The 23,321-nt window shown below is 62.7% G+C and carries 25 protein-coding genes and 1 pseudogene; 11 read left to right on the top strand and 15 right to left on the bottom strand.

The window, feature by feature from the left end; translation table 11 throughout:
* The first annotated feature begins 51 nt into the window (after nucleotides 1–51).
* The 4 genes and pseudogenes from hpf to FXB41_RS12310 all read left to right on the top strand — a co-directional run bounded on the left by hpf (nucleotide 52) and on the right by FXB41_RS12310 (nucleotide 3,122).
* Nucleotides 52–669, top strand: a complete 618-nt coding sequence (hpf, locus tag FXB41_RS12325) for a ribosome hibernation-promoting factor, HPF/YfiA family (protein WP_007598572.1) — start codon at nucleotides 52–54, stop codon at nucleotides 667–669.
* A gap of 238 nt (nucleotides 670–907) precedes the next feature.
* Nucleotides 908–1,369, top strand: a complete 462-nt coding sequence (gene ptsN, locus FXB41_RS12320) for a PTS IIA-like nitrogen regulatory protein PtsN (RefSeq protein WP_027514736.1) — start codon at nucleotides 908–910, stop codon at nucleotides 1,367–1,369.
* A 411-nt stretch (nucleotides 1,370–1,780) separates the two neighbouring features.
* Nucleotides 1,781–1,906: pseudogene (locus FXB41_RS12315) on the top strand (transcriptional regulator); the annotation flags it as partial.
* Nucleotides 1,907–2,009: 103 nt separating this feature from the next.
* Nucleotides 2,010–3,122, top strand: a complete 1,113-nt coding sequence (locus tag FXB41_RS12310; RefSeq protein ID WP_219681906.1) for a tetratricopeptide repeat protein — start codon at nucleotides 2,010–2,012, stop codon at nucleotides 3,120–3,122.
* A 51-nt stretch (nucleotides 3,123–3,173) separates the two neighbouring features.
* On the opposite strand, the gene FXB41_RS12305 is transcribed toward FXB41_RS12310, so the two are convergent.
* From FXB41_RS12305 to FXB41_RS12255, 11 genes are all read right to left on the bottom strand, one after another.
* A complete protein-coding gene (locus tag FXB41_RS12305) occupies nucleotides 3,174–3,668 on the bottom strand; it encodes a type II toxin-antitoxin system VapC family toxin (protein ID WP_219681905.1) in 495 nt (164 codons plus the stop codon).
* Nucleotides 3,665–3,958, bottom strand: a complete 294-nt coding sequence (locus FXB41_RS12300; RefSeq protein WP_219681904.1) for a type II toxin-antitoxin system Phd/YefM family antitoxin — start codon at nucleotides 3,956–3,958, stop codon at nucleotides 3,665–3,667. Before FXB41_RS12300 ends, FXB41_RS12305 begins: the two co-directional genes overlap by 4 nt.
* A gap of 125 nt (nucleotides 3,959–4,083) precedes the next feature.
* Complete coding sequence (locus tag FXB41_RS12295; RefSeq protein ID WP_007598581.1) at nucleotides 4,084–4,356, bottom strand: BQ00720 family protein; 273 nt, start codon at nucleotides 4,354–4,356, stop codon at nucleotides 4,084–4,086.
* Nucleotides 4,357–4,407: 51 nt separating this feature from the next.
* On the bottom strand, nucleotides 4,408–4,833 hold the full coding sequence (locus tag FXB41_RS12290; protein WP_007598583.1) for an Hsp20 family protein: 426 nt from the start codon (nucleotides 4,831–4,833) through the stop codon (nucleotides 4,408–4,410).
* Nucleotides 4,834–5,130: 297 nt separating this feature from the next.
* The gene (locus tag FXB41_RS12285) at nucleotides 5,131–6,210 is read right to left on the bottom strand and encodes a sn-glycerol-3-phosphate import ATP-binding protein UgpC (protein ID WP_219681903.1); all 1,080 of its coding nucleotides are present in this window, start codon (nucleotides 6,208–6,210) and stop codon (nucleotides 5,131–5,133) included.
* A gap of 5 nt (nucleotides 6,211–6,215) precedes the next feature.
* A complete protein-coding gene (ugpE, locus tag FXB41_RS12280; protein WP_211395093.1) occupies nucleotides 6,216–7,064 on the bottom strand; it encodes a sn-glycerol-3-phosphate ABC transporter permease UgpE in 849 nt (282 codons plus the stop codon).
* On the bottom strand, nucleotides 7,064–7,945 hold the full coding sequence (ugpA, locus tag FXB41_RS12275) for a sn-glycerol-3-phosphate ABC transporter permease UgpA (protein WP_219681902.1): 882 nt from the start codon (nucleotides 7,943–7,945) through the stop codon (nucleotides 7,064–7,066). Before ugpA ends, ugpE begins: the two co-directional genes overlap by 1 nt.
* 47 nt (nucleotides 7,946–7,992) lie before the next feature.
* Nucleotides 7,993–9,309 (bottom strand): sn-glycerol-3-phosphate ABC transporter substrate-binding protein UgpB, encoded by a 1,317-nt coding sequence (gene ugpB, locus FXB41_RS12270; RefSeq protein ID WP_219681901.1) that lies wholly within the window; start codon nucleotides 9,307–9,309, stop codon nucleotides 7,993–7,995.
* A 297-nt stretch (nucleotides 9,310–9,606) separates the two neighbouring features.
* Nucleotides 9,607–10,197, bottom strand: coding sequence for a Smr/MutS family protein (locus FXB41_RS12265; protein WP_007598590.1), 591 nt, complete (start codon nucleotides 10,195–10,197; stop codon nucleotides 9,607–9,609).
* Complete coding sequence (gene mltA / locus FXB41_RS12260; protein ID WP_219681900.1) at nucleotides 10,194–11,720, bottom strand: murein transglycosylase A; 1,527 nt, start codon at nucleotides 11,718–11,720, stop codon at nucleotides 10,194–10,196. Before mltA ends, FXB41_RS12265 begins: the two co-directional genes overlap by 4 nt.
* On the bottom strand, nucleotides 11,698–12,393 hold the full coding sequence (locus tag FXB41_RS12255) for a Tim44/TimA family putative adaptor protein (RefSeq protein WP_219681899.1): 696 nt from the start codon (nucleotides 12,391–12,393) through the stop codon (nucleotides 11,698–11,700). Before FXB41_RS12255 ends, mltA begins: the two co-directional genes overlap by 23 nt.
* Before the next feature lie 415 nt (nucleotides 12,394–12,808).
* On the opposite strand from FXB41_RS12255, the gene secB reads away from it, so the two are divergent.
* Nucleotides 12,809–13,291 (top strand): protein-export chaperone SecB, encoded by a 483-nt coding sequence (secB, locus tag FXB41_RS12250; RefSeq protein WP_007598595.1) that lies wholly within the window; start codon nucleotides 12,809–12,811, stop codon nucleotides 13,289–13,291.
* Here the strand turns inward: secB and dnaQ are convergent.
* From dnaQ to FXB41_RS12230, 4 genes are read right to left on the bottom strand one after another with little or no spacing between them, the layout of a single operon-like run.
* Nucleotides 13,288–14,004: a DNA polymerase III subunit epsilon gene (gene dnaQ, locus FXB41_RS12245; RefSeq protein WP_219681898.1), complete on the bottom strand. Its 717-nt coding sequence runs from the start codon at nucleotides 14,002–14,004 to the stop codon at nucleotides 13,288–13,290. The genes secB and dnaQ overlap by 4 nt on opposite strands.
* Nucleotides 14,005–14,032: 28 nt before the next feature.
* Nucleotides 14,033–14,632 carry a dephospho-CoA kinase gene (gene coaE / locus FXB41_RS12240; protein ID WP_219681897.1) on the bottom strand — a complete coding sequence of 200 codons (600 nt, stop codon included), beginning with the start codon at nucleotides 14,630–14,632 and terminating at the stop codon, nucleotides 14,033–14,035.
* 23 nt (nucleotides 14,633–14,655) lie between these two features.
* Nucleotides 14,656–15,264 (bottom strand): Maf family nucleotide pyrophosphatase, encoded by a 609-nt coding sequence (locus FXB41_RS12235; RefSeq protein WP_219681896.1) that lies wholly within the window; start codon nucleotides 15,262–15,264, stop codon nucleotides 14,656–14,658.
* Nucleotides 15,265–15,283: 19 nt separating this feature from the next.
* Nucleotides 15,284–16,123, bottom strand: a complete 840-nt coding sequence (locus FXB41_RS12230) for a pyruvate, water dikinase regulatory protein (protein ID WP_007598606.1) — start codon at nucleotides 16,121–16,123, stop codon at nucleotides 15,284–15,286.
* A gap of 66 nt (nucleotides 16,124–16,189) precedes the next feature.
* On the opposite strand from FXB41_RS12230, the gene FXB41_RS12225 reads away from it, so the two are divergent.
* From FXB41_RS12225 to rsmG, 6 genes are all read left to right on the top strand, one after another.
* A complete protein-coding gene (locus FXB41_RS12225; protein WP_007598608.1) occupies nucleotides 16,190–16,405 on the top strand; it encodes a hypothetical protein in 216 nt (71 codons plus the stop codon).
* A 176-nt stretch (nucleotides 16,406–16,581) separates the two neighbouring features.
* Nucleotides 16,582–17,016 carry a protoporphyrinogen oxidase HemJ gene (gene hemJ / locus FXB41_RS12220; protein WP_007598610.1) on the top strand — a complete coding sequence of 145 codons (435 nt, stop codon included), beginning with the start codon at nucleotides 16,582–16,584 and terminating at the stop codon, nucleotides 17,014–17,016.
* Nucleotides 17,017–17,262: 246 nt separating this feature from the next.
* Nucleotides 17,263–18,528 carry a transcription termination factor Rho gene (rho, locus tag FXB41_RS12215; RefSeq protein ID WP_007598612.1) on the top strand — a complete coding sequence of 422 codons (1,266 nt, stop codon included), beginning with the start codon at nucleotides 17,263–17,265 and terminating at the stop codon, nucleotides 18,526–18,528.
* Nucleotides 18,529–18,832: 304 nt separating this feature from the next.
* Nucleotides 18,833–20,191: a tRNA uridine-5-carboxymethylaminomethyl(34) synthesis GTPase MnmE gene (mnmE, locus tag FXB41_RS12210; RefSeq protein WP_219681895.1), complete on the top strand. Its 1,359-nt coding sequence runs from the start codon at nucleotides 18,833–18,835 to the stop codon at nucleotides 20,189–20,191.
* A gap of 449 nt (nucleotides 20,192–20,640) precedes the next feature.
* Complete coding sequence (mnmG, locus tag FXB41_RS12205) at nucleotides 20,641–22,521, top strand: tRNA uridine-5-carboxymethylaminomethyl(34) synthesis enzyme MnmG (RefSeq protein WP_219681894.1); 1,881 nt, start codon at nucleotides 20,641–20,643, stop codon at nucleotides 22,519–22,521.
* Nucleotides 22,522–22,528: 7 nt separating this feature from the next.
* Nucleotides 22,529–23,302, top strand: coding sequence for a 16S rRNA (guanine(527)-N(7))-methyltransferase RsmG (gene rsmG, locus FXB41_RS12200; RefSeq protein ID WP_219681893.1), 774 nt, complete (start codon nucleotides 22,529–22,531; stop codon nucleotides 23,300–23,302).
* The last annotated feature ends 19 nt before the right edge of the window (nucleotides 23,303–23,321 follow it).

Raw genomic sequence — 23,321 nt, 5'->3', positions numbered from 1 at the left:
GATCCGCTATCGGGCCCGATCCTGGCCAGGCACGAACCAAGCGAGGTTCACATGACTCTCCGCATCTCGGGAAAGAGCGTCAACGTCGGCGAGGCCCTGCGCGGCCGCGTCACCGACCGGACTGAAGAGGTCCTGCGCAAATATTTCGACGGTAATTATTCCGGCCACATCACGCTGAGCAAGGACGGCTTCGGCTTCCGCACCGACTGTGCGCTGCATCTTGATTCGGGAATTACGCTTGAGGCCGATTCGAACGCACCGGATGCCTATGCCAGTGCCGACCAGGCGCTGCTGATGATCGAGAAGCGGCTCAAGCGCTACAAGAGCCGACTCAAGGACCGCTCCGCCCGCAAGGCCCATGTCGCCTCCGCGGCGTTGGCCGCCATGGATGCCACCAGCTACGTGCTGGAGGCGCCGGGCGAAGGTGAGGACGAGGACGAAATCACCGGCTACAGCCCCGTCATCATCGCCGAGGCCACCACCTCGCTGAAGCCGCTGTCCGTCAGCGAAGCAGTCATGGAACTCGACCTCAGCGGGGCGCCCTGCCTGGTGTTTCAGCACGGCTCCTCGGGCCGGGTGAACATCATTTACCGCCGGGCCGACGGCAATGTCGGCTGGATCGACCCCCCGGGGGTCAAGGCGGACGGCAAGGTGGCTGGCAAGGCCTGAGGCCGTCGGACGACGCCCCTGCGGCCCGGCGCGGGGGCTCCTTTCCGCCTTAACAATGACCGGGGCAAAGCTGCACGCGGGAGTTGGCACCGGGATTGCGTTGGAGTAGAAGCCCCCCACATCAGGGGCGAGCTAAGTCCGCCTCCTGCTTCATCTTCTTGACGTCGGCCCGCCCAGGTTCTTTGTCCAGGCTGGCCAATTCGGAACCTGACGTTTTCATTCACCTCGGAAGACTTCCATGCCGATTACCGATCTGGTCGCGCCCGAGGCGATTCTCCCGGCATTGAAAGTCAACAGCAAGAAGCAGGCGCTTCAGGAACTCGCGGCCAAGGCCGCCGAGCTGACCGGGCAGAACGAGCGTTCCGTGTTCGAAGTGCTCCTGCAACGCGAGAAGCTCGGCACCACTGCGGTCGGCTACGGCGTCGCCATTCCCCACGGCAAGCTGCCCAAGCTGGAAAAGATCTTCGGACTGTTCGCGCGCCTCGATCGTCCGATCGATTTCGAATCGATGGACGGCCAGCCGGTCGATCTCGTCTTCCTGCTGCTCGCCCCCGAAGGCGCCGGCGCCGATCATTTGAAGGCACTGGCCCGCATCGCCCGTCTGCTGCGCGACCAGGACATCGCCAAGAAGCTCCGCGCGTCGCGCGACGCCCAGGCGATCTATTCGGTGCTCGCGCTGCCGCCGGCGACTGCGGCGTAGTAGGCTATAGCCACTCGTTCGTATGTGGCTCTATTTCATCGACCAGATTTGCCGACGCTTTCCAGGGGAAAGTTTGGAGCCGCTGTGACTGGGGCATGTCTCACAGACTTCGCAAGGGGGCTGCTGCTTGATTGAATTCCTCGTACTCGTTGGCATGCTCGGATGGTTGGCCGGCGTGGTTTGGCAATTGCGGCTTGCGAGTACCAAGGGAAAAGTTTGGAGCCGCAATGGCTATGTAACGCGTACAAGCAACGAGACAGTTTTCGGGGCCTGCGTGTGTTTCTACTGGGTCGCGCTTGGGTGGGGAACCATGATGCTGTTTTGCATGGTGATATCGATTATCAGGCAAATCTAGAATGCATCGCGCCTCTGATTGAGCGTGGCTCGTCGCCTTTCGGCTGATAGCCAGCAGTGAAGGCACTGGCGCGCATCGCCCGTCTCCTCCGCGACCAGGACATCGCCAAAAAGCTCCGCGCCTCGCGCGATGCGCAAGCGATCTATTCGGTGCTCGCGCTGCCGCCGGCGACCGCGGCGTAACCCTTCTCCCTCGAACCGACACAGCGCCGTCTGCGACATATTGTGCAGCCGGGCGCTGCGATATGTCGTCTCCGGCACGGTTTCGGCGCGGGGATTCTGCAAAATGATTTGCGGTTCGATCGGGCGGGTTTTCGGTCTGCTTTGCTCCGTCACCATTGTCGCCACCGCCGTCGCCCGCGCCGACGAGGCGTCCAACGACCGCGTCATCGCGGAGAAGACCGAGATCATTGCGGCCGATGCAACCAATGCGGTCGCTTACGAGCTGCGCGGCGAAGCCTACTATATCAAGCACGACTGGAATCGCGCCTTCGAGGATTGCAGCGCCGCGATCCAGATCGATCCGAACTTCGGGCGGGCCTATAACTGCCGCGGTCGCGCCTATTCGGCGAAGGGCGATGGCGATCACGCCATGATCGACTACAACGAGGCCATTCGCCTCGATCCAGCTTATGGGCCGTCCTACACCTCGCGCGCCGAAGAGTATTTCAGCAGGCGCGATTTCGATCGTGCGATCGCCGGCTTCACAGAGGCCATCGAACGCAGCCCCAAGCAGGCTTACCGTGCGCTCGTCATGCGAGGGGAGGCGTATGCAGCGAAGGGCGACACCGATCACGCCGTCGCCGATTACAGCGAGGCGATGCAGCGCAATCCGGCCGCCGCCTGGCCCTACGAGTTGCGAAGCACCATTCGCTCCCACAAGGGCGAGATCGATGCAGCTCTGGACGATTGCGACAGCGCCGTCCGCCTGGAACCCGGAAATGCCGGCGGCCACTATTGCCGGGCCATGGTGTTCCTGAAGAAGGACGATGCCGACAGCACCATCCGGGAACTGGATGACGTGACGAGGATGAGACCGTCTTTCGCAAAGGCCTATCTCGTTCGCGGCGTCGTCCTGCACGGAAAGGGCGACGACAGACGCGCCCTTGCCGATTTCGACGAAGTAATCCGATTACAGCCGGGGAATTGGGAGGCCTACAACAGTCGCGCCGGTCTGTTTCGGGACATCGGACAGCACGATCGCGCGCTCGCCGACTACAACGAGGCGATCCGGCTCGATCCGAACAGCCAGCTCGCCCTGGTCAATCGTGCCCTCCTCTACATGATGATGTCCGACCCAAAACATGCGCGCGCGGATTTCAACAGCGTGCTCGCGCTGCCACTGAGCGACAAATGGGCCGTGGACACGGCGCGCGAAGGACTTGGCTTTGTGAAGTGATGGCGGAGCCGGGGCCGCCATCTTCCGTGGGGCTTGGGACGATCTGCTTTGCTACAAACTCGATATCGCTTCGAGAGTCACGGGTGGCCGCATGAGCGTCTCGTCGCCGTGGCAGTAGAATTTGTGCGTCCACGGATCAAACACCGGCACGCGCGCTTCGACGAATTCGTCGATATCACGTGTAACAACAATCAGATCCTGTAGCGCGGCGATAGCCGCGATGAACAAGTCAGGCTGCCCGAACGTATGGCGGCGCTTGCGGCCCTCGACGACCATCGTTTTCCACCGCACGATGACATCTTCGGTGATGGGAAGAACCCGCCCCGCAAACAGCGGTCGCAGCGTGTTGTCTAACCACGATCGAAGGTCTGCGCGTCTGGTGGGATCGGACAGTTGTTCGATGCCGTAGACGATTTCGGCGAAGGTGACCTCGGTGACATAGAGATCATCGCCGTTTTGGCTGGCGACAAAATCGGCAACGTCAGGATTGGGTTTGGGCCGGCGTAGTTCCGAAACCACATTGGTATCGAGCAGCCATCCTCTCAAAGCTCGACGTCCCGAACTTTGGATTTGATCGTCAGGCGTTCAAATTCCACATCGCCCAACGGCGATTTGGCAAGGACCGAAACGATGTCGCGGCCGCTCACGGGACGTTGGAGGCGATCGAATTCCTCTGCCGCGATAATAACCGCGGCGTCCTTCCCGTGCAGCGTAACGCGCTGCGGTCCGGTGCGTTGGGCCTCCCTGACGATCTGGCTGAGGTGAGTCTTCGCATCCTGAAGGCTCCATCGCCCGGATTGGGGGCGCTTCTTCGACGAGGGACGCTTTGTCGACATGCTGTGCCTTCTGGTCGGATCAACCAGAATTTAGAGTATCCGAATTCGGCCGTCAAAGCAAAACGGGCACGCCTTCCTGCGAAGGCATGCCCGCTTGAAACTCTATTCGTGCGACGTGCGCGTGCTCAGTGCACGCTCACCGCTTGCAGCTCGTTGCTCCAGGCGTTGGCGATCGCGGCTTCGCGGCTGTCGGTCAGCATGATCGGCGTGCCGTCGGCGGCGTGGAGCGCGAAGAGCTTGAGGCCCGGCGCGATCTTCGGCGCTTCGGGAAACAGGCCCGGCACATCCTCGGAGCGGATCTGCTTCACATAGGCGATATGGCCTTCGCCGAGGGTTGCCAGCGTCTCTGGCGAGACATTCTTGGCTTCGTATTCGAACGCAACGTGACCTTCACTCATGGTCTCGACTCCTTCACAGAAACTAAGCGGTCGAGTCCGCTACTCGTTCCATTATTCGTGCTCATTGATAGCGATTGTCTTAACGATCCTCTCCGGTTCCGGCCGGGCAAGATCGATCGCCAGCAATCCGTTCTTCAGATCCGCACCCAGCACCAGCATCCCCTCCGCCAGCACGAAAGTGCGCTGGAAGTGGCGCGCGGCAATGCCGCGATGGATGTATTGCCGGGTCTTGTCGTCCTGCTGCCGTCCGCGAATGACGAGCTGGTTTTCCTCAATGGTTACATCGAGTTGGTCGCGGGTGAATCCGGCGACCGCCAGCGTGATCCGCAACCGCTCGGGCTGGCCCTCCGATCGGTCGCACCTCTCGATATTGTAGGGAGGGTAACCGTCGGCGCCTTTGACGACCCGATCGAGCACGCGCTCGATCTCGTCGAAGCCCAGAAGGAACGGACTGGAAAGCGTGGGAACACGAGACATAGTTTACAAAGTCCTCTCGAAGCGACTTTGGTGCATCAGGGCCCCGTACAGGCACCCCTTGATCAGCAATATGGGCATATCCGCTTGTAGGTTCAAGGACGTAGCCGGGGGCTGTGGATTGGCAGCTCACTTACTCTGCCATGCACAAATGCCGACTTGTCGTCATGGCGCGAAACGCCTGCGACAAGCCCGGCACGACGAAATTGCGGCGCGATTTTTCTCAACGAAAACAAACCCCCTTCTATGGTGCATGGGGTTGTTTTCGCGTTTTTTAATCGGCGGCCCCGCGGAACCCGGTCAGGCCTCAATCCGCGTCCGGCCGTCGCCGCTGAACAGATGCAGCTTTTGGCGCGTCGCTGCGACGCGGATCTTCTCGCCGATCGGCGGTGCCTCTGAGCCGGGAATGCGGACGATGACCTCGCCGGGCGGCAGCTCGCCGGGATTGGCAGCGATGCGCTGCTCGTCCTGAGCCCGCGTGCCGTAGACGAAGGTTTCGGCGCCGACGCGCTCGATCGCTTCCACGGTGAGCGGGAGCGTGACGCCGCCGGCCGGGGTCTGGTCGGTGATCACGAAGTCTTCCGGGCGGATGCCGAGGATGCCGGCGTTAGTGCTGCCGAGCTGCGATTTGATTTCATCGGCGCGAATCGACATCAGGTTCATCGGCGGCGCGCCGATGAAGGAGGCGACGAAGGTCGTGGCCGGCTTTTCGTAGATCGCCAGGGGATTGCCGACCTGCTCGACCTGACCGCCATTCATGACCACGAGAACGTCGGCGAGAGTCATCGCCTCGAGCTGGTCGTGGGTGACGTAGATCGACGTGGTGTTGAGCCGGCGCTGCAATTTGCGGATCTCGACCCGCATCGCGATGCGGAGTTTGGCGTCGAGGTTGGACAGCGGCTCGTCGAACAGAAACACTTTTGGCTGACGCACGATGGCGCGGCCCATGGCGACACGCTGGCGCTGGCCGCCGGAGAGCTGGCGCGGCTTGCGCTCCAGCATCGAGGTGAGCTCGAGCACGCGCGCGGCTTCGTCGACGCGGCTCTTGACCTCGGCCTCCTTCATGCCGCGGTTGCGCAGGCCGTAGGCCATGTTGTTGAAGACGCTCATATGCGGATAGAGCGCGTAATTCTGGAACACCATCGCGATGTCGCGGTCGGCAGGCTCGATCTGGTTGACGATGCGGCCGCCGATGTCGATCTCGCCGCCGGTGACGGTCTCGAGGCCCGCGACCATGCGCAGCAATGTCGACTTGCCGCAGCCGGAGGGACCGACCAGCACGCAGAACTGGCCGTCGCCGACATCGACGTTGACGCCCTTGATGGCCTCGAAGCCGCCGGGATAGGTTTTGCGGACGTTGCGCAGAGTGACGTTAGCCATGGGATTTACTTTTCCGTCTCCACGAGTCCGCGCACGAATAATTTCTGCATCACGACGACGACGAACACCGGCGGCAGCATCGCGAGCACGGCGGTCGCCATCACGATCGGCCATTCGGTCAGCGCGTCGGTGGTGGTGATCATCTTGCGAATGCCGACCTGGATGGTCTGCATGTCGTCGCGGGTGGTGATCAGCAGTGGCCAGAGATATTGATTCCAGCCGAGGATGAAGAGGATCACGAACAGCGCCGCCATGTTGGTGCGCGACAGCGGCAGCAGCGTATCCCAGAAGAAGCGCAAGGGACCCGCGCCGTCGATGCGCGAGGCCTCCAGCAGCTCGTCCGGCACGGTCATGAAGAACTGGCGGAACAGCAGCGTCGCGGTGGCCGAGGCGATCAGCGGCAGCGACAGGCCCGCGTAGCTGTCGAGCATGTGCAGATCTGCGACGATCTTGTAGGTCGGATAGATGCGGACCTCGACTGGCAGCATCAGCGTGATGAAGATGATCCAGAAGATCGGCATCCGGAACGGAAAGCGGAAATAGACGATCGCATAGGCCGAGATGATCGAGATCGCGATCTTGCCGACCGCGATCAGCAGCGCCATCACCAGCGAGTTCAGCATCATGTTGCCGACGGGCTCGCGAGTCGAGCCGCTCGTGCCGACGAAAATGGTCTGGTAGTAGACCTCGAAGAAATGACCGCCCGGCAGCAGCGACATCTGACCGTTGGCGATCAGCGCGTTGTCCTGGGTCGAGGCGACGAACGCGATGTAGACCGGGAAGGCGACGATCGCGATCCCGATCCAGAGGATGATGTGGGCGACGTAGCGCCGGAAGCCCTCTTCCTCGACCATCAGTAGGTCACCTTGCGTTCGACGAACCGAAACTGGATTCCGGTGAGCACGATGACCATGACCATCAGGATCACCGACTGCGCCGCCGAGCTGCCGAGATTGCCGCCAAGCAGGCCGTCGGAATAGACCTTGTAGACCAGCGTGACCGTCGACGTTCCGGGTCCGCCGCGGGTCATAGTGTCGATGATGCCGAACGTGTCGAAGAAGGCGTAGACGATGTTGACCACCAGCAGGAAGAAGATGGTCGGCGATAGCAGCGGGAAAGTCACGGTCCAGAACCGCCGCATCGGACGGGCGCCGTCGATCGCGGCGGCCTCGAACACGCTCTTGGGGATCGCTTGCAGGCCTGCGAGGAAGAACAGGAAATTATAGGAGATTTGCTTCCACGCGGCGGCGAGGATGATCAGCGCCGCGGCCTGGTCGCCGTCGAGCAGCGGATTCCAGTCGATGCCCATGTTGCGCAGATAGCGCGAGAGCACGCCGAGCGAGGGATGCAGCATGAAGATCCAGAGCACGCCGACCACGGGCGGCGCCACCGCATAGGGCCAGATCAGGAGCGTGCGGTAGAGCATCGAGCCACGCAGCGGCTTGTCCGCCATCACGGCGAGCAGCAGCGCGAAGGACAACGACGAGACGGCGATCGCGAACGAGAAGAAGAACGTTCGGACGATCGCCTCGAAATAGGCTACGTCCTTGAACAGCTCGATGTAATTCTCGAACCAGACAAAGGTGGTCGACAGACCGAACGCGTCCTGGAGCAAGAAGGACTGGATCACCGCCTGCAGGGCCGGCCAATAGAAGAAAATCAGGACGATCGCGAGCTGCGGCGCAACCAGCGCGTACGGTAACAGCCTTGACTGGAAAATGGCTTGCTTTTGCATGATGTCAGCAGAGCGGCAGGCCGGGTCGCGGCCTGCCGCTCATTGCCTCACTTGACGGCGGTCTTTTCGAACTGCCGCAGCATCGTGTTGCCGCGCTCGACGGCGGAATCCAGCGCCTGCTTGGCGGTCTTCTTGCCGGCCAGCGCCTGCTCGATCTCTTCCGACCAGACGTCACGGAGCTGCACCATGTTGCCGAGGCGCAGACCGCGCGAGTTCTCGGTCGGCTCCTTGTTGGTCAGCTCGAGCAGCGGCGTTTCGAGATAGGGCTGATCCTTGTAGAAGCCCTCTTCCTTCGCCTTGGCATAGGCCGCCTTGGTGATCGGCAGATAGCCCGAGGCCTTGTGGATATAGACCTGGCGATCGGTGTCCGAGAGGAAGGTCAGGAACTTCGCGACGCCCTTGTATTCCTCGGCCGACTTGCCGCCCATCACCCAGAGCGAAGCGCCGCCGATGATCGAGTTCTGCGGCGCGCCCTTGACGTCGGGATAATACGGCATCGGCACGGCGGTGAAGTTGAACTTGGCCTGCGCCTTGACGTTGCCGAAGAACGCCGACGAGGTCAGGTAGATCGGGCATTCGCCGGAGGTGAAGCGACCCTCGCCGGTGTTGGTGCGGCCGGCGTAGTCATAGGTCTTGGTCTTCTGCAGCTCGACCAGGGTTTCGAGATGCTTGACCTGAAGCGGTCCGTTGAACTCGAGCACGGTGTCGAAGCCGTCGAGGCCGTTGGCCTTGCTGGCGAGCGGCACGTTGTGCCAGGCCGAGAGCTGCTCGAGATTGACCCAGGTGACCCAGGAGCCCGAGAAGCCGCAGGTGTCATGACCGGCAGCCTTCAGCTTCTTGGCGGCCTCGAACGTTTCGGGCCAGGTCTTCGGAATCTCGACGTTCGCCTTCTTCAGCTCGTCGAGGTTCACCCACATCACAGTCGAGGACGAGTTGAAGGGGAATGAGAGCATCTCGCCCTTCGACGTCGAATAATAGCCGGTGATGGCGGGCAGGTAGATCTTGGGATCGAACTTTTCGCCGGCGTCCGCCATAAGCTTGTAGACGGGCTTCACGGCGCCGGTCGCAGCCATCATGGTCGCGGTGCCGACTTCGAACACCTGCATGATGTGCGGCGCGTTGCCGGCGCGGAACGCCGCGATGCCGGCGTTCATCGTATCGGGGTAGTTGCCCTTGTAGGTCGGGATCACCTTGTAGTCGCTCTGCGACGCGTTGAAGTCGGTGGCGAGCTTGACGATGACGTCATTGTTGGCGCCGGTCATCGCGTGCCACCACTGGATTTCGGTCGCGGCCAAGGCCGGCGAGGCCGATAGTCCAACCGTGAGCGCAATAGCGGCAGCCGCTCCAAAGTGTCTAAGAGCCATCAAGTAAACCTCCCTTGGCCGTTCTCTTGGGCCGTCAAAAATGATCGCTTGCGCTAGCAGCGCCATATGACGTTCACATGACTGTGTAAGCGGCCGAAACGAAAGCGGCAAGCGCGGCAAAAGGGAAGCCGTCAAATAGGCGAATGCCGCGAGCGGCGTCCTCCGTTCGCGGTGCAGCATTCGGGAGTGATGGGTTGGTCGCTACGTCTTCAGCAGAATAGTGGAGCAGACGATCGTCCCGCGGGCTCCGAAACCTCACCCGCAAGGCACGCGGGAGAGGTTGCAGCGAGCCCGCGGTTAGAATCTCGCCCGCCTGATCCGCACGTAAAGCGCGCCCTCGCCGCCATGGCCGATACCGGCTTCCTCAAAGCCGACCACAAAAGCCCGGAATTCCGGCAGGCTCAGCCATTCCGGCACCTGGCGGCGCAGCACGCCGCTTTCGCCGCCGCTTCGGCCCTTGCCGGTGATGACGAGCACGAAGGTCAGGCCGTCATGATGAGCGCGGTGCAGAAATCCGGTCAGTGCGCGATGCGCGCGCATCTGGGTCATGCCGTGCAGATCGAGCCGCGCCTCGATCTCGCTGCGCCCGCGCGACAACTTTGTGCGCTCGCGCTTGCCGAGCGGCGCGAGCGGCGGCACCGCCGGCTTCGCTGCACGCAGTGCCGGGGCAGCGGCAATCGGACGTGGTGATGGCGCAGGCCGCGTGGGGGGCGCTGCGGGGGAAGGCTCGGTGCGCGGCGCAGCTTGCGCCTTCACCGCACGAGGCTTCCTCAGCGGCTTGACCTGCTTTGCGACCGTATCCCACAGCGCGCGCTCTTCTTCGCTCAGCGCGCGACGGCGCGGCGAGGGACGAGGCTCCAGCACGGGCGGACGGGACGATCGCTTCATTGCTGCCGATGGGAACGATTTTTCACCGGCCGCCGCGGCTCCTGAACCGGCTCGATCACGGGACGCGGCACCGGCAGCGGGACTGGACCGGCGACAGCGACCGTCTCGCTCCTGCTTTGCGCCTCGGCTGCCGCCGGCTTGTCCTTCGCGGGCTCTGTTTGCGGAAACAGCTTCGCGATCTTCTCCGACGGCCGCGGGTCCGGCACCGGCAGCCGCGCGGCACGCGCCGTCGGATCGAGACCCTTCGGCACCAGCATCACGAAATGCATAGCATGGCGCAGACGCCCGGAGACGCGGCCGGCCTCCTGGCCCGCGCCGAAATAGAGATCGGCGCGCGCCGGACCGATGATGGCCGAGCCGGTGTCCTGCGCGATCATCAACCGATGGAACGGCGTCTTCGCGCGTTCGGAATCGATCGGCAACTCGCCTTCGATGAAAAACGGCGTGCCGTAGACGTGGAGCGATTTGTCGACTGCGATCGAGCGGCCGGCCGTCAGCGGAATGCCCTGCGCGCCGACGGCCTCCTCCTTGTCGGACAGATTGACCTCGCGGAAGAAGATGTAGGAGCGGTTCTGGCGCCGCAGCTCCTTGGCACCGTCTGGTGTCTGCGCCATCCACTCCCTGATCTTCTGCATCGACATCTCTTCCTTCGGAATGATGCCGCGCTCGATCAGGATGCGACCGACCGCTGTATAGGGATAGCCGTTATAGGCGTCGTAGTTGAGCCGGACCGTGCCGCCATCGTCGAACTTGATCCGCGCCGAGCCCTGGATTTGGGCGAACAGCAGATCGGTCGGGTCCTTCAGCCAGGCAATCTCGAGTCCGCGGCCGGCGATCTTGCCGTCCTCGATCTCGGCGCGGTCGTAATAGGGGACCAGCTTGCGGCGGCCGATCTTGCGATAGACCGAGCCCTTGTTGGGCAGGCTGACCGAATCCTGCTTGTAGCCGCGCACGAACAGGTTCGACGGGCGGCGATAGACCGGGACGTTGTAGACGTCGGTCTGCGTGCGCGATCCCTCCAGCACCGGCTCGTAATAGCCGGTGACGAAACCATCCGGCTCGCCGAGGCGAGAGATCCGTAGCGGCGCAAAATTTTCCTCGAAAAAGGTTTTGGCCCTGGCGTCGTCGGTAAGCTCGAGCGATTTGGCGACCCGGCAGGGTTCGGCCAGAGAGGCGCCCAAAGCCTTCGGTTCGGGCGCGCCGGTCTGGGCGCTGATCGGACGGCAGCTCGCGCGAAAGGTCTTGTAGGCGGCGAGATGATTGTCGTCGCCCCAGCCCTTCACGTCGGCCCAGGCCAGCGGCAGATATTGCGCGCCGGGAATCTCGAACGGCAGGGGAAGCTGCGGATACGGCAAGGCGCGCGGCGGCGCGGCAGGCAATTCCGGGAGATGATGGTGATGGCTGCGATAGTGGCGCCGCGCCGCCTCGGCGCCGAGTGAAAACGACGACAGCGCGACGGCACCTGCGCAAAGCGCCGTCGCGCTGGTCTTCAGGAAAGCCTTAATTCGCGCTTCCGGTGCCAACCAGCTTCCAGTTCGGATCGCGAGAGGTGATGTCGCGGGCGAAAGTCCAGATGTCGGTGATGTCGGCGACCGTGTCGGCGCTGCCATCGACGATGTTGCCGGCCTTGTCACGCGTGGCCGAGATCATCTGCGAGACGAAGCGGATCGTGAGCTGGGCGGTGCGGTCGCGCAGCTCGGCGCCGACGAGCTCGGCCTTGTCGATCGAGACAAAACGCGTCTCGGTCTTCTGCTCGTTCTTCTCGCGCTCTTTGATCGCGGCATCGAAGCTTTCATAGACCTCCGACGACAGCAGGTCGCGCAGCGCGCGGCGGTCGCCATTGGCAAAGGCCAGCACGATCATCTCATAGGCGCCGCGGGCGCCGGAGATGAAATGGCGCGGATCGAAGGTGGAGTCCTTTTCGACGATGGCGTCGAGACCCTGGGCGAGCACGGTGCCCGGCTCGGTCAGGCCCTTCCAGCGGTCGGAGGGCGGGGCCGGCTCGGCCGTCGGCGCCAACGGAGCCTGGTCGATGACCTTGCCCGGCATGGTGACGACGTTCTTGTCCTGGGCACCCTGGAGCGCGTTACGGTCGAACGGCGGCCGCTCGTTGCCGGTGCGCTGCCCCAGCACGCTGCGCAGCCTCAGAAAGATGAAGACCGCCAGCGCCAGGAAGATGATGGTGTAGATGTCCACGTCGTATTCGCTTTCTGGTCGTCTGTAGAAGGGGCCGTCTCGAAAGGATCGTGCCGGGAAAATCGATCCGGCCAGTAGACCGTTCCATACCGGAACGGCAAGTCCACATCACCATTTCGGGTCTGCGCGTCAGGTCCGTGGGATGTAGGCACGAAATCTTGCCCGGCCAATGGCGCCTTTTGGCACAGCACCGAGTGTAGCGCGTTTTATGCTTAAGGGGAAACCCGATCCTGGCCGGAAATCGCGCATCTTCAATCGTTTAAGGCGCAGTTGCGCTGGATCGGCGGGATGAACGCCGCAGTTGTGGCCGTAACCGGAATTCCCCATCCGGGACCGTTCGTCCTTGTGGAACGAGGTAGCCCTATGTTAGCCAACCGCCGCGAAATTCAGCCCAATCGGGTAAGGAGACACTCTTATGACCAACGGTAACGGCACCCCTCCCGAGGCGGCCCAGGCTCCCCAGCTCAACGTCCTGGCGCAATATACCAAGGACCTCTCGTTCGAAAATCCGAATGCGCCCAGCTCGCTCCAGCAGCAGAGCCAACCGCCCCAGATCAACATCCAGATCAATGTGAGCGCCAACAACCTCAGCGAACAGGAGTTCGAGGTGACCCTGTCGGTCGAGGGCAAGGCCGAGACCGCCGGCAAGATCATGTTCTCGTTCGAGCTCGCTTATGCCGGCGTGTTCCGCATCTCCAACGTGCCGAAGGACAATTTGCATCCGCTGGTCATGATCGAATGCCCGCGCCTGCTGTTCCCGTTCGCCCGTGAGATCATCGCCACGGCCGTGCGCGACGGCGGGTTCCCGCCTTTGATGCTGGACCCGGTCGACTTCGTCGGCCTCTATCGTCAGAACATGGAGCGGCAAATGGCCGCTCAGCCGAGCGGTCAGGCCTAACCAGCCGAAGCGACAGCTGGAGCGGGCAAGAACTCGTTCCAGATCGCCTTGTCGCCGAGCGTTGCGATGAAGGCCCGGTGGGCCTCGCGCTCGGCGTCTGAAATCCGCGGGGTGAGCGGCGCGGGCCGTTGCCGCCGAGGCGCATCGGCAGCCCCATTGGCGCGGGTTTCCTCGGATTCCGAGGCCAGCAGCAGCTGCGATTGCCGCGCCCCGACCAGATCCACATAGACTTCCGCAAGCAGCTCGGCGTCGAGCAACGCGCCGTGCTTGGTGCGGCGTGAATTGTCGATCGCATAGCGCGAGCAGAGATCGTCGAGCCGGTTCGACACGCCGGGATGCTTACGACGTGCCAGCAGCAGCGTATCGACCAACCGCTCACGCGGGATCGCCGGGCGCTTGATCCGGTCGAGCTCGGCATTGATGAAGCTGATGTCGAACGAGGCATTGTGGATCACCAGCGGCGCATCGCCGATGAACTCCAGAAAATCGTCGACGACCTCGTGAAACAGCTGCTTTGTCGCCAGGAACTCGGCCGACAGCCCGTGCACCGCGAAGGCTTCTGCCGGCATGTCCCTTTCGGGATTGATGTAGACGTGGAAACTCTGCCCCGTCGGCATGCGATTGAGCATCTCGACGCAGCCGATTTCGACCAGGCGGTCTCCCCGCAGCGGGTCGAGGCCGGTGGTTTCTGTGTCGAGAACGATTTCGCGCATGATCTGAGAAGCCGTGTCAGGCGGCGAATCAGGCGCGCCGCTGCGGCATCTTAACGACCTCGGCCAGGATATGCGCGATTTTGGCGCGCACCGGATCGAGCCCGTGGGACGTATCCACCACGAAATCGGCACGCCTGCGCTTTTCCGCGTCGGGTGTCTGCTTGGCGATGATGGCGTCGAGCTTGGCCTCGTCCATCGTGCCGCGCGCCAGCACCCGCTCGCGCTGCAGTTCCGGAGACGTCGTCACCACGACTACGGCATCGACCCGCGTCTCGCCCCCAGTCTCGAACAGCAGTGGAATGTCCAGCACCACGACGGGCGCCTTGGCGGCTTCGGCGTCGGCGAAGAATTTTTTGCGGGAAGCGCCCAGCATCGGATGGACGATCTGCTCCAGCTGCTTGATGGCCGCAGCATCGTGCACCACACGCGCCGACAGTTTCGACCGATCGACCTTGCCGTTCGCGGTGGTGCCGGGGAAGGCGGCCTCGATCGCGGGCGCAGCCTCGCCCTCATAGAGCTGATGGACGGCGGCATCGGCATCGTAGACAGGGACGCCAGCCTCCGCGAATAATTTCGCGGTGGTGGATTTGCCCATCCCGATCGAGCCGGTCAGTCCCAGGATTCGCATCAGCGCCCAGCCATCTCTGCCAATCACACCGCAACTAGCCGCTCGTGCCGCAGGAACGCAAGCAGCGGCAGCAGCGGCAAGCCGAGAATGGTGAAGTGGTCGCCCTCGATACGCTCGAACAAATGGATCCCCAGGCTTTCGAGTTGATAGCCGCCGACGCTGGTGGTGACGGCATCGCCGGCGATGTCGAGATAGGTCGAAAGTTCGGCCTCGGTCATCTGCCGCATGGTGAGGCGGGCGACCGAGACGCCCTCGAAGATGATCTCACCATTACGTGCTATCGCCACGGCAGAATTCAGCTCATGGCTGTGTCCGGAGAGATCGCGCAGTTGCGCCAGCGCCTGGGCGCGGCCCGCAGGCTTGTTGAAGAGGCGATCGCCAAGCGCCAGCGTTTGATCCGCACCGATGACGGTGCTTCCAGCGTGATGAGCCGAGACCGCCTTGGCCTTTTCGCGCGCCAGCAGCAAGGCAATCTCGCGCGGACCAGACAGCCCGGAGGCGGCCTGGATCGCGCGCTCGTCGATATCAGCCGTGATCACCTTGAACTCGAGCCCGGCATTGGCCAGCAGCATCTTTCGCGCGCTGCTCTGCGACGCCAGGATCAACGCAGATTTGCCGAGCCACAGACCCATCGCGAAACTATTCCCAAAGCTATTCAGAAGGCCGGTTACGCTGGCGATCGCTGTAGAGTTTCATGATCGCCGCGGCGGTTTCCTCGATCGAGCGCCGCGTGACGTCGAGCAGCGGCCAATCGTGCTTGGCGCTCAGCTTGCGGGCAAATGCGACCTCTTCGGCGACCGACTGCTTGTCCGTGTAGGTGTCGCCGCTGGAATCGGCGCCCATGGAGAGCAGGCGGTTCGTGCGCACCTGGATCAAGCGTTCCGGCGTCGCATGCAAGCTCACCACCAGCGGTCGCGTCAACGTTTCCAGTTGCGACGGCACCGGAATGCCTGGAACCAGCGGCACGTTGGCGGTGCGGATGCCACGGTTGGCAAGATAGATCGATGTCGGGGTCTTGGAGGTGCGGGAGACACCGACGAGCACCACGTCCGCGTCGTCGAGCCCTTCGACATGCTGACCGTCATCATGGATCATCGTGTAGTTCAGCGCGTCGATGCGCTTGAAGTATTCGGCGTTGAGCACGTGCTGGGCACCGACCCGGCCGGTCGTGGCGGCTCCGAGATACGCCTCGAACAATTGCATCACCGGGCCGATGATCGACAGGCTCGGAACATTGATCCCCTTGCACTTGTCCTCGAGCCTGGCGACCAGATCCTTCTCGAGCAACGTGAACAGCACGATTCCCGGCGCTTCCTCGATCTCGTCGAGCACGCGATCGAGCTGTTTCTGACTGCGCACCAGCGGATAGACGTGCTCGACCGGGGTCACGTTGGCGTACTGGGCGGCAACGGCCCGCGCGACCGTGATCAGCGTCTCACCGGTGGAATCGGACACGAGGTGCAGATGGAAATAATTGTTCGAGGTCGGCACAAAAGCCCTTTGTATGAAACCGGTTTGGTTTGTGGATTTCTGTGGACCTTAACCCCTCGGAAAGGGATGCGCGACACCGGGGGCGGGACAAGTGCCAATTTTCTTCACACCACTGCCCGTGAGAACAAGTTCGGCGCCCCGTCGAAAGGGAAACGGGATTGTGCCGATAACCCTCTTGATAAGCTGCCGACAGAAACGCGCAAGCCTTTGAAGCTGACCGCCTTATCGAGGGCGGCCAGAGTGATCAGGGATATGTTGATGGATGTGAACAAGCGCGTGTGAACGGGCGGACGGAAATGTGTGAGTCCAATTCACCGTCACATAGACTCAAACCTTAAGAATCTAAGATTCTTATTGGAGAAGGGCGCTACGGACGGATATGTGTGCAGGCAAGACCTTAACGAGTTCTTACTATCCCCAGCGTTCCCCGCGGTTGGGCAGGAATCCGGATCCCAGACATGTTTGAAGACGTCTATCTCTGGATCAAGGCGCTGCATGTGATCGCCGTCATCTCCTGGATGGCGGGCATGCTCTATCTGCCACGGCTGTTCGTTTATCATTGCGAGGCCGACATCGGCTCGAAGCAGTCGGAAACGTTCAAGATCATGGAACGGCGGCTGTTCAAGGCCATCATCAACCCCGCCATGATCGTGACCTGGCTCGCCGGGCTCTATCTCGCCTGGGCTGGCCATTGGTTCAGCTTCGGCTGGCTGCACGTAAAACTGGCACTGGTCCTCGCGATGTCCGCGGTCCACGGCTTTTTTTCGCGCTGGCTGAAGGATTTCGCCGCGGATCGGCGCCCCCGGAGCCAGAAATTTTATCGGATTATCAACGAGGTACCCACTGGCCTGATGATTCTGATCGTCATCATGGTGATCGTCAAGCCGTTCTAGGCAGGGGTCGCGAACAATCGCTCAGTGCTTCTGCTTGCGGAGTGAGAGGCGATTTTCTATATTAGCAATATCCCACCCAACGCAGGCGGATGTGGTCGTGTCTGAGCTTTCCAGAGGCCGGACACCCCATCAGGTTTGAAGCCTCACCGGCGCTCTCCTTGCCAGACCTGCGGACCTTACCTTTTCGCGTCCGCATTTCAGAGCCTCCTCGCACCCCTCCCCAGGTTACCCCACAGGACCACCCCAATGCGGGAAATCAAACTCCAGGACCTCAAGTCGAAGACGCCGGCCGAGCTCGTCTCGTTCGCGGAAGAGAACGGGGTCGAGAATGCCAGCACCATGCGCAAGCAGGAGCTGCTGTTCGCCATCCTCAAGCAGCTTGCGCTCGCCGAGACCGATATCGTCGGCGAAGGCGTCGTCGAGGTTCTCTCCGACGGCTTCGGCTTCCTCCGTTCGCCCGATGCGAATTATCTGCCGGGCCCGGACGACATCTACGTTTCGCCCTCGCAGATCCGCCGTTTTGGCCTGCGCACCGGCGACACCATCGAAGGCCACATCCGCAGCCCGAAAGAGGGCGAGCGCTATTTCGCGTTGCTGAAGGTCAACACGCTCAATTTCGAGGACCCGGAAAAGGCCAAGCACAAGGTCAATTTCGACAACCTCACGCCACTGTTTCCGAATCAGCGCTTCCGCATGGAAATCGACGATCCGACGCGGAAAGACCTTTCTGCAAGGGTGATCGACATCGTCGCGCCGATCGGCAAGGGCCAGCGCGCGCTGATCGTCGCGCCGCCGCGCACAGGCAAGACGGTGCTGATGCAGAACATCGCGCACTCGATCGCGCATAATCATCCCGAGTGCTATCTGATCGTGCTCCTGATCGACGAACGTCCGGAAGAAGTCACGGACATGCAGCGCTCGGTGAAGGGCGAGGTCGTCTCCTCGACCTTCGACGAGCCGGCGGTGCGCCACGTCCAGGTCGCCGAGATGGTGATCGAGAAGGCCAAGCGCCTGGTCGAGCATGGCCGCGACGTGGTGATCCTGCTGGACTCCATCACGCGCCTCGGCCGCGCCTACAACACCGTGGTGCCGTCATCGGGTAAGGTGCTGACCGGCGGTGTCGATGCCAACGCGCTGCAGCGGCCGAAGCGGTTCTTCGGCGCCGCCCGCAACATCGAAGAGGGCGGCTCGCTGACGATCATCGCGACCGCGCTGGTCGATACCGGCAGCCGCATGGATGAAGTCATCTTCGAAGAGTTCAAGGGCACCGGTAACTCGGAGCTGATCCTCGACCGCAAGGTTTCGGACAAGCGGACCTTCCCGGCGATCGACATTTCGCGCTCCGGCACCCGCAAGGAAGAGCTGATCACCGATCCGGTGGTCCTGAAGAAGATGTACGTGCTCCGCCGCATCCTGAATCCGATGGGGACGATGGACGGTATCGACTTCCTGCTCGACAAGCTGCGTTCGACCAAGAGCAATTCCGAGTTCTTCGACTCGATGAACACCTGATTGCGGTGCAATATGATAGCGCCTCCGGGCGCCCTTTTTTTGTGCGGCTTTGCTGCAGCGAAGGTGCAGCATGGCGGCGTGTTTGTTGCCTCGACCGGATTTTGTAATAAGGCCTTGATACTACTTGGTAATATTTATTATCCGGCTCGTTTATCATTCCGCAGTGAGTAATTCTCGCAGCAATTGCCACTGGATATATTGCATTGCAACATAGGTTTTACTGCAGGATTTGGCGCAGCAAAACCCGCCGTTCGTCAGCCGAAACGGATGTTTGCCTTTTCCCTTTCAGCCGGACAAATAGGCCATGCATCCGCGAGACCAGACCATCTTTGCGCTGTCGTCCGGCCGTCCGCCGAGTGCGCTCGCGGTGGTGCGCGTCTCCGGGCCAAGCGCCAGCCTGGTGCTGACGGCGCTGGCGGGCAAGCTGCCGGCGCCGAGACAGGCCTGCCGCCGGCTCCTGCATGACGGCGTGGGCCAGCCGATCGACGATTCGGTGGTGTTGTGGTTTCCAGGCCCCGCCAGCGCGACCGGCGAGGACGTCGCCGAATTTCACGTTCATGGCGGCCGCGCGGTGCTGGCGGCACTCTTCGCCGCTATTTCTGTAATTCCGAATATGCGCGCCGCCGAGCCCGGCGAATTCACCCGGCGCGCCTTCGAGAATGGCAAGCTCGACCTGACCGAGGCGGAGGGCCTCGACGATCTCATTCACGCCGACACCGACCGCCAGCGCCGCCAGGCGTTACGGCAGTTGCGGGGTCTGCTCGGCAATCGCGCGCGCGACTGGCGCGAGCGCATCATCGAGGCCTCGGCCTTGATCGAGGCCGGCATCGATTTCTCCGACGAGGGCGATGTGCCCGCCGAGTTGATGGCGCCTGCGGTCAAAGCGATCAGTGCGCTGCACGACGAAATCACAGAAGTCCTTGCGGCACAGGGACAAGCTGAACGTTTGCCAGACGGCCTGGTGGTTGCGATCGCGGGCGAGCCGAATGTCGGCAAGTCGACGCTGATCAACCAGCTCGCGCGCCGCGACGTCGCGATCGTCTCGCCGCATGCCGGTACGACGCGCGATGTAATCGAAGTGCAGCTCGATCTCGACGGCTATCCTGTCACGGTGATCGACACGGCCGGGATTCGCGAGACCGACGATCCGGTCGAGCAGGAGGGTGTGCGCCGGGCGCGGGCGCGAGCCGAAGACGCCGACCTCGTGTTGTGGCTGGTGGAGGCTGGGCGCGCTGTTGATCCGGCCGCGATGCCGCTGCTGGGGAAGTCCGGCAACGCAGGCAGTCGCTCCGGCGGCTCGGTCTGGATCGTACGCAACAAGATCGATCTTGGCGGGGTCGAGGACGTCGGCCCGCGCGGTGAGTTCGGAATCGCAGCGAGCCGGGGGGACGGCATCCCCGAGCTGGTCGATGCCCTCGTGAAATTCGCCGCCGACTTCTTCGGAACGACCGAGGGGGCCTTGGTGACCCGGGCCCGCCAGCGGGATCTGCTGCGCCGGGCAGCGGACAGCTTGCGCCGGAGTCTGGAGCTCGTAGAACACGGCGAGGAGCTCGCCGCCGAAGAGCTGCGCGCTGCGGCCTATGCCTTGGGCCGGCTGTTGGGTCGGGTGGATGTCGAAGACGTCTTGGGTGCCATTTTCCAGAAATTCTGTGTTGGGAAGTAGCGCTAGTTCTTCATTGTAGAACTAGCCTTTGTTCCACTTATTCTGTTTCACGTGAAACACGGCGGGCGCGGTTCCAGATGTTTCACGTGAAACATGGCTCCATCGCCCAAGATTCTCGGGCCTGAAACGTACCAGATAAGGACCGGGTGCGCGGAGCGATCCGGGATCGCTCCGCTCGCGATGATTAGATGATTAGGAGTATGCCGCTGCCATCGCACTTCGGAGAGCGGCCCGTATCTGGGCATTACGACCTCCGGCCGCTGCCTTTATCCTTCGAGAGCCCCGTTTTCGCTCACTAAAAATGGTAATCTTTCCAAGGGCCATTCTACTGTGCATGGGGTTGTTTTCGCGGAAAACACTTGGGCTCCGCTTTCCCCGTTTCACGTGAAACAACTGCCTTGACCAGTTTCCACTTCCGGCTTGCCCGCCTCTGAGTTAGAAGTCCGCCCATGCGAACAGAGCGAGAGAGCTTCGACGTCATCGTGATTGGCGGCGGCCACGCCGGCTGTGAGGCTGCGGCGGCATCAGCGCGGATGGGCGCGGAGACCGCTCTGGTGACGCATCGTTTCTCCACCGTCGGCGCGATGTCCTGCAATCCCGCGATTGGCGGTCTCGGCAAGGGCCATCTGGTTCGCGAGGTCGACGCGCTCGATGGTCTGATGGGCCGGGTCGGAGACGCCGGCGGCATCCAATTTCGCGTCCTCAATCGACGTAAGGGCCCGGCGGTGCGTGGTCCGCGCGCCCAGGCCGACCGGAAGCTCTATGCCGCCGCGATGCAGGCGGCGATCCGGGAGACCGAGGGTCTTTCCGTCATCGAAGGCGAGGCGGACGAGCTGATCGTGGTCGAGGGACGGGTGATCGGCCTGAGCCTGGCGGATGGCCGCGAACTTCGGGCAGGGGCTGTCGTCGTCACCACCGGCACCTTCCTCCGCGGTCTGATCCATCTCGGAGAGAAGAACTGGCCGGCCGGCAGGGTTGGCGAGGCGCCGGCAATGAGCCTTTCGACGTCCTTCGAGCGCGCCGGGTTCACGCTTGGACGGCTCAAGACAGGGACACCGCCGCGTCTGGATGGCACCACGATCGACTGGCCGGCGGTTGAAATGCAGCCGGGGGACGAGCCTCCGGAGCCGTTTTCCGTGATGACCGAGCGGATCACGACGCCGCAGATCCAGTGCGGGATCACCCGGACCACGCCTGCGACCCACGACGTGATCAGGGCCAATGTCCATCGTTCTCCGATGTACTCCGGCCAGATCAAGAGCTCCGGACCGCGCTATTGCCCCTCGATCGAGGACAAGATCGTTCGCTTCGGCGATCGCGATGGTCACCAGATCTTCCTGGAGCCGGAGGGGCTCGACGACAGCACGGTCTATCCCAACGGCATCTCCACTTCGCTGCCGGAGGAGGTCCAGCTCGCCATCCTCGCAACCATTCCCGGCCTGGAGCGGGTCAAGATGGTCCGGCCGGGCTATGCCATCGAATACGACCACGTCGATCCCCGGGAGCTCGATCCGACCCTCCAGACCAAGCGTCTGCGCGGCCTGTTCCTGGCCGGGCAGATCAACGGCACCACGGGGTACGAGGAAGCCGCTGGCCAGGGCATCGTGGCCGGGCTGAACGCGGCATTGGCCGCGAGCGGCGCCGCGCTGACGGTGTTCGACCGCGCCGATGGCTATCTCGGCGTCATGATCGACGACCTCGTCACCCGCGGCATCAGCGAACCCTATCGGATGTTCACCTCCAGGGCCGAGTACCGGCTGACCCTGCGCGCAGACAATGCCGATCAGCGCTTGACCGAGAAGGGCATCGCCCTGGGATGCGTCGGGAGCGCCCGGACCGTGCATCATCGCGCCAAGATGGACGCCCTGAATGCGGCTCGAGCGCTGTCGAAGTCGCTGACGATCACCCCGAACGAAGCGATCAAGCATGGACTGTCCCTGAACCGGGACGGCCAGCGGCGGTCGGCCTTCGAGCTGATGGCCTATCCCGACATCGGCTGGAGCCAGGTCCGTGCGATCTGGCCGGAGCTCGCTGCCGTTGATCCCGTCATTGCCACCCATCTCGAGATCGACGCGAAGTACGACGTCTATCTGGAGCGCCAGAGCGCCGACGTCGAAGCCTTCAGGCGGGATGAGGGGATGGTGCTGTCGGACGTCGACTACCAGCAGGTCCCCGGTCTCTCCAATGAGGTCCGGGCCAAGCTGGAGAAGGCACGTCCGTTCACGGTTGGCCAAGCCGGCCGAATCGACGGGATGACGCCGGCCGCGCTCGGCATCCTTGCGGCCTATCTCCGCCGCGAAGCGCGGAAGACGTCCAAAGCGATCGCATAGGTTTCACGTGAAACAGCGCGGGCCGGGCGGCGGCAGATCGTCATCAGCAAAACCCTCGGCGGGAGAGGGCGCCGGTGGTCGCTTCGAACCGGCGCCGACCAGACCGAAGATCGACAAGGCCAGCGCCAACGATCGATCGCTGGACGCCGTCATCGCAGCCGACAAGATTGCGGCGCTCAAGCTTGCGCCCGTTTCACATGAAACGGAGGCCCGGCTCGATCGCTACATCGCACTGCTCCGGGAGTGGCAGGCCAAGACCAACCTGGTCGCGCCCTCGACATTGCCGCATCTCTGGACCCGGCACATCGCCGACTCCCTTCAGCTCGTCGCTCTCGCCCCATCGGCCAAACGCTGGGCCGATCTCGGCAGTGGCGGCGGCTTCCCCGGCATAGTGCTGGCTTGCGCCATGGCGGGGACGGCCGGGGCCAGCGTCCATCTGGTCGAGCGAATCGCCAAGAAGGCGGCCTTCCTGCGCGAAGCCGTCCGCATAACTACATCCCCGGGAGTCGTACATCTCGCTGAGATCGGGGATAATGTGGATAGAATCACCGGCCCGGTCGATTGCGTCACCGCGCGTGCGCTGGCTCCGCTACACCAACTCATCGGCTTTGCGGAGCCGCTGATGCGCCAGGGCGCAAAAGCGTTGTTTCTCAAGGGTCAAGATGTAGAGTCTGAATTGACCGAAGCTACTAAATATTGGAATATTCAGCCGCAGCTCCACCAAAGCCGGACAGGCGACGGTTGGATCGTCGAGCTGGCTTCCGTGGAACGGCGCGGGTGAGGCGTCAGGGGCCGAGTGG

The sequence above is a fragment of the Bradyrhizobium canariense genome, from assembly GCF_019402665.1.
Taxonomy (GTDB): Bacteria; Pseudomonadota; Alphaproteobacteria; order Rhizobiales; family Xanthobacteraceae; genus Bradyrhizobium; species Bradyrhizobium canariense.
The sequence above is the reverse complement of the archived record's forward strand: the minus strand, read 5'-3'. Positions and strand labels throughout refer to the sequence as shown.

Coding starts and splice junctions, on each gene's coding strand:
- hpf (WP_007598572.1), top strand. CDS start 52: ATGACTCTCCGCATCTCGGGAAAGAGCGTCAACGTCGGCGAGGCCCTG.
- ptsN (WP_027514736.1), top strand. CDS start 908: ATGCCGATTACCGATCTGGTCGCGCCCGAGGCGATTCTCCCGGCATTG.
- FXB41_RS12310 (WP_219681906.1), top strand. CDS start 2,010: ATGATTTGCGGTTCGATCGGGCGGGTTTTCGGTCTGCTTTGCTCCGTC.
- FXB41_RS12300 (WP_219681904.1), bottom strand. CDS start 3,958: ATGTCGACAAAGCGTCCCTCGTCGAAGAAGCGCCCCCAATCCGGGCGA.
- FXB41_RS12295 (WP_007598581.1), bottom strand. CDS start 4,356: ATGAGTGAAGGTCACGTTGCGTTCGAATACGAAGCCAAGAATGTCTCG.
- FXB41_RS12290 (WP_007598583.1), bottom strand. CDS start 4,833: ATGTCTCGTGTTCCCACGCTTTCCAGTCCGTTCCTTCTGGGCTTCGAC.
- FXB41_RS12285 (WP_219681903.1), bottom strand. CDS start 6,210: ATGGCTAACGTCACTCTGCGCAACGTCCGCAAAACCTATCCCGGCGGC.
- ugpE (WP_211395093.1), bottom strand. CDS start 7,064: ATGGTCGAGGAAGAGGGCTTCCGGCGCTACGTCGCCCACATCATCCTC.
- ugpA (WP_219681902.1), bottom strand. CDS start 7,945: ATGCAAAAGCAAGCCATTTTCCAGTCAAGGCTGTTACCGTACGCGCTG.
- ugpB (WP_219681901.1), bottom strand. CDS start 9,309: ATGGCTCTTAGACACTTTGGAGCGGCTGCCGCTATTGCGCTCACGGTT.
- FXB41_RS12265 (WP_007598590.1), bottom strand. CDS start 10,197: ATGAAGCGATCGTCCCGTCCGCCCGTGCTGGAGCCTCGTCCCTCGCCG.
- secB (WP_007598595.1), top strand. CDS start 12,809: ATGACCAACGGTAACGGCACCCCTCCCGAGGCGGCCCAGGCTCCCCAG.
- dnaQ (WP_219681898.1), bottom strand. CDS start 14,004: ATGCGCGAAATCGTTCTCGACACAGAAACCACCGGCCTCGACCCGCTG.
- coaE (WP_219681897.1), bottom strand. CDS start 14,632: ATGCGAATCCTGGGACTGACCGGCTCGATCGGGATGGGCAAATCCACC.
- FXB41_RS12235 (WP_219681896.1), bottom strand. CDS start 15,264: ATGGGTCTGTGGCTCGGCAAATCTGCGTTGATCCTGGCGTCGCAGAGC.
- FXB41_RS12225 (WP_007598608.1), top strand. CDS start 16,190: ATGCGCGACACCGGGGGCGGGACAAGTGCCAATTTTCTTCACACCACT.
- hemJ (WP_007598610.1), top strand. CDS start 16,582: ATGTTTGAAGACGTCTATCTCTGGATCAAGGCGCTGCATGTGATCGCC.
- rho (WP_007598612.1), top strand. CDS start 17,263: ATGCGGGAAATCAAACTCCAGGACCTCAAGTCGAAGACGCCGGCCGAG.
- mnmE (WP_219681895.1), top strand. CDS start 18,833: ATGCATCCGCGAGACCAGACCATCTTTGCGCTGTCGTCCGGCCGTCCG.
- mnmG (WP_219681894.1), top strand. CDS start 20,641: ATGCGAACAGAGCGAGAGAGCTTCGACGTCATCGTGATTGGCGGCGGC.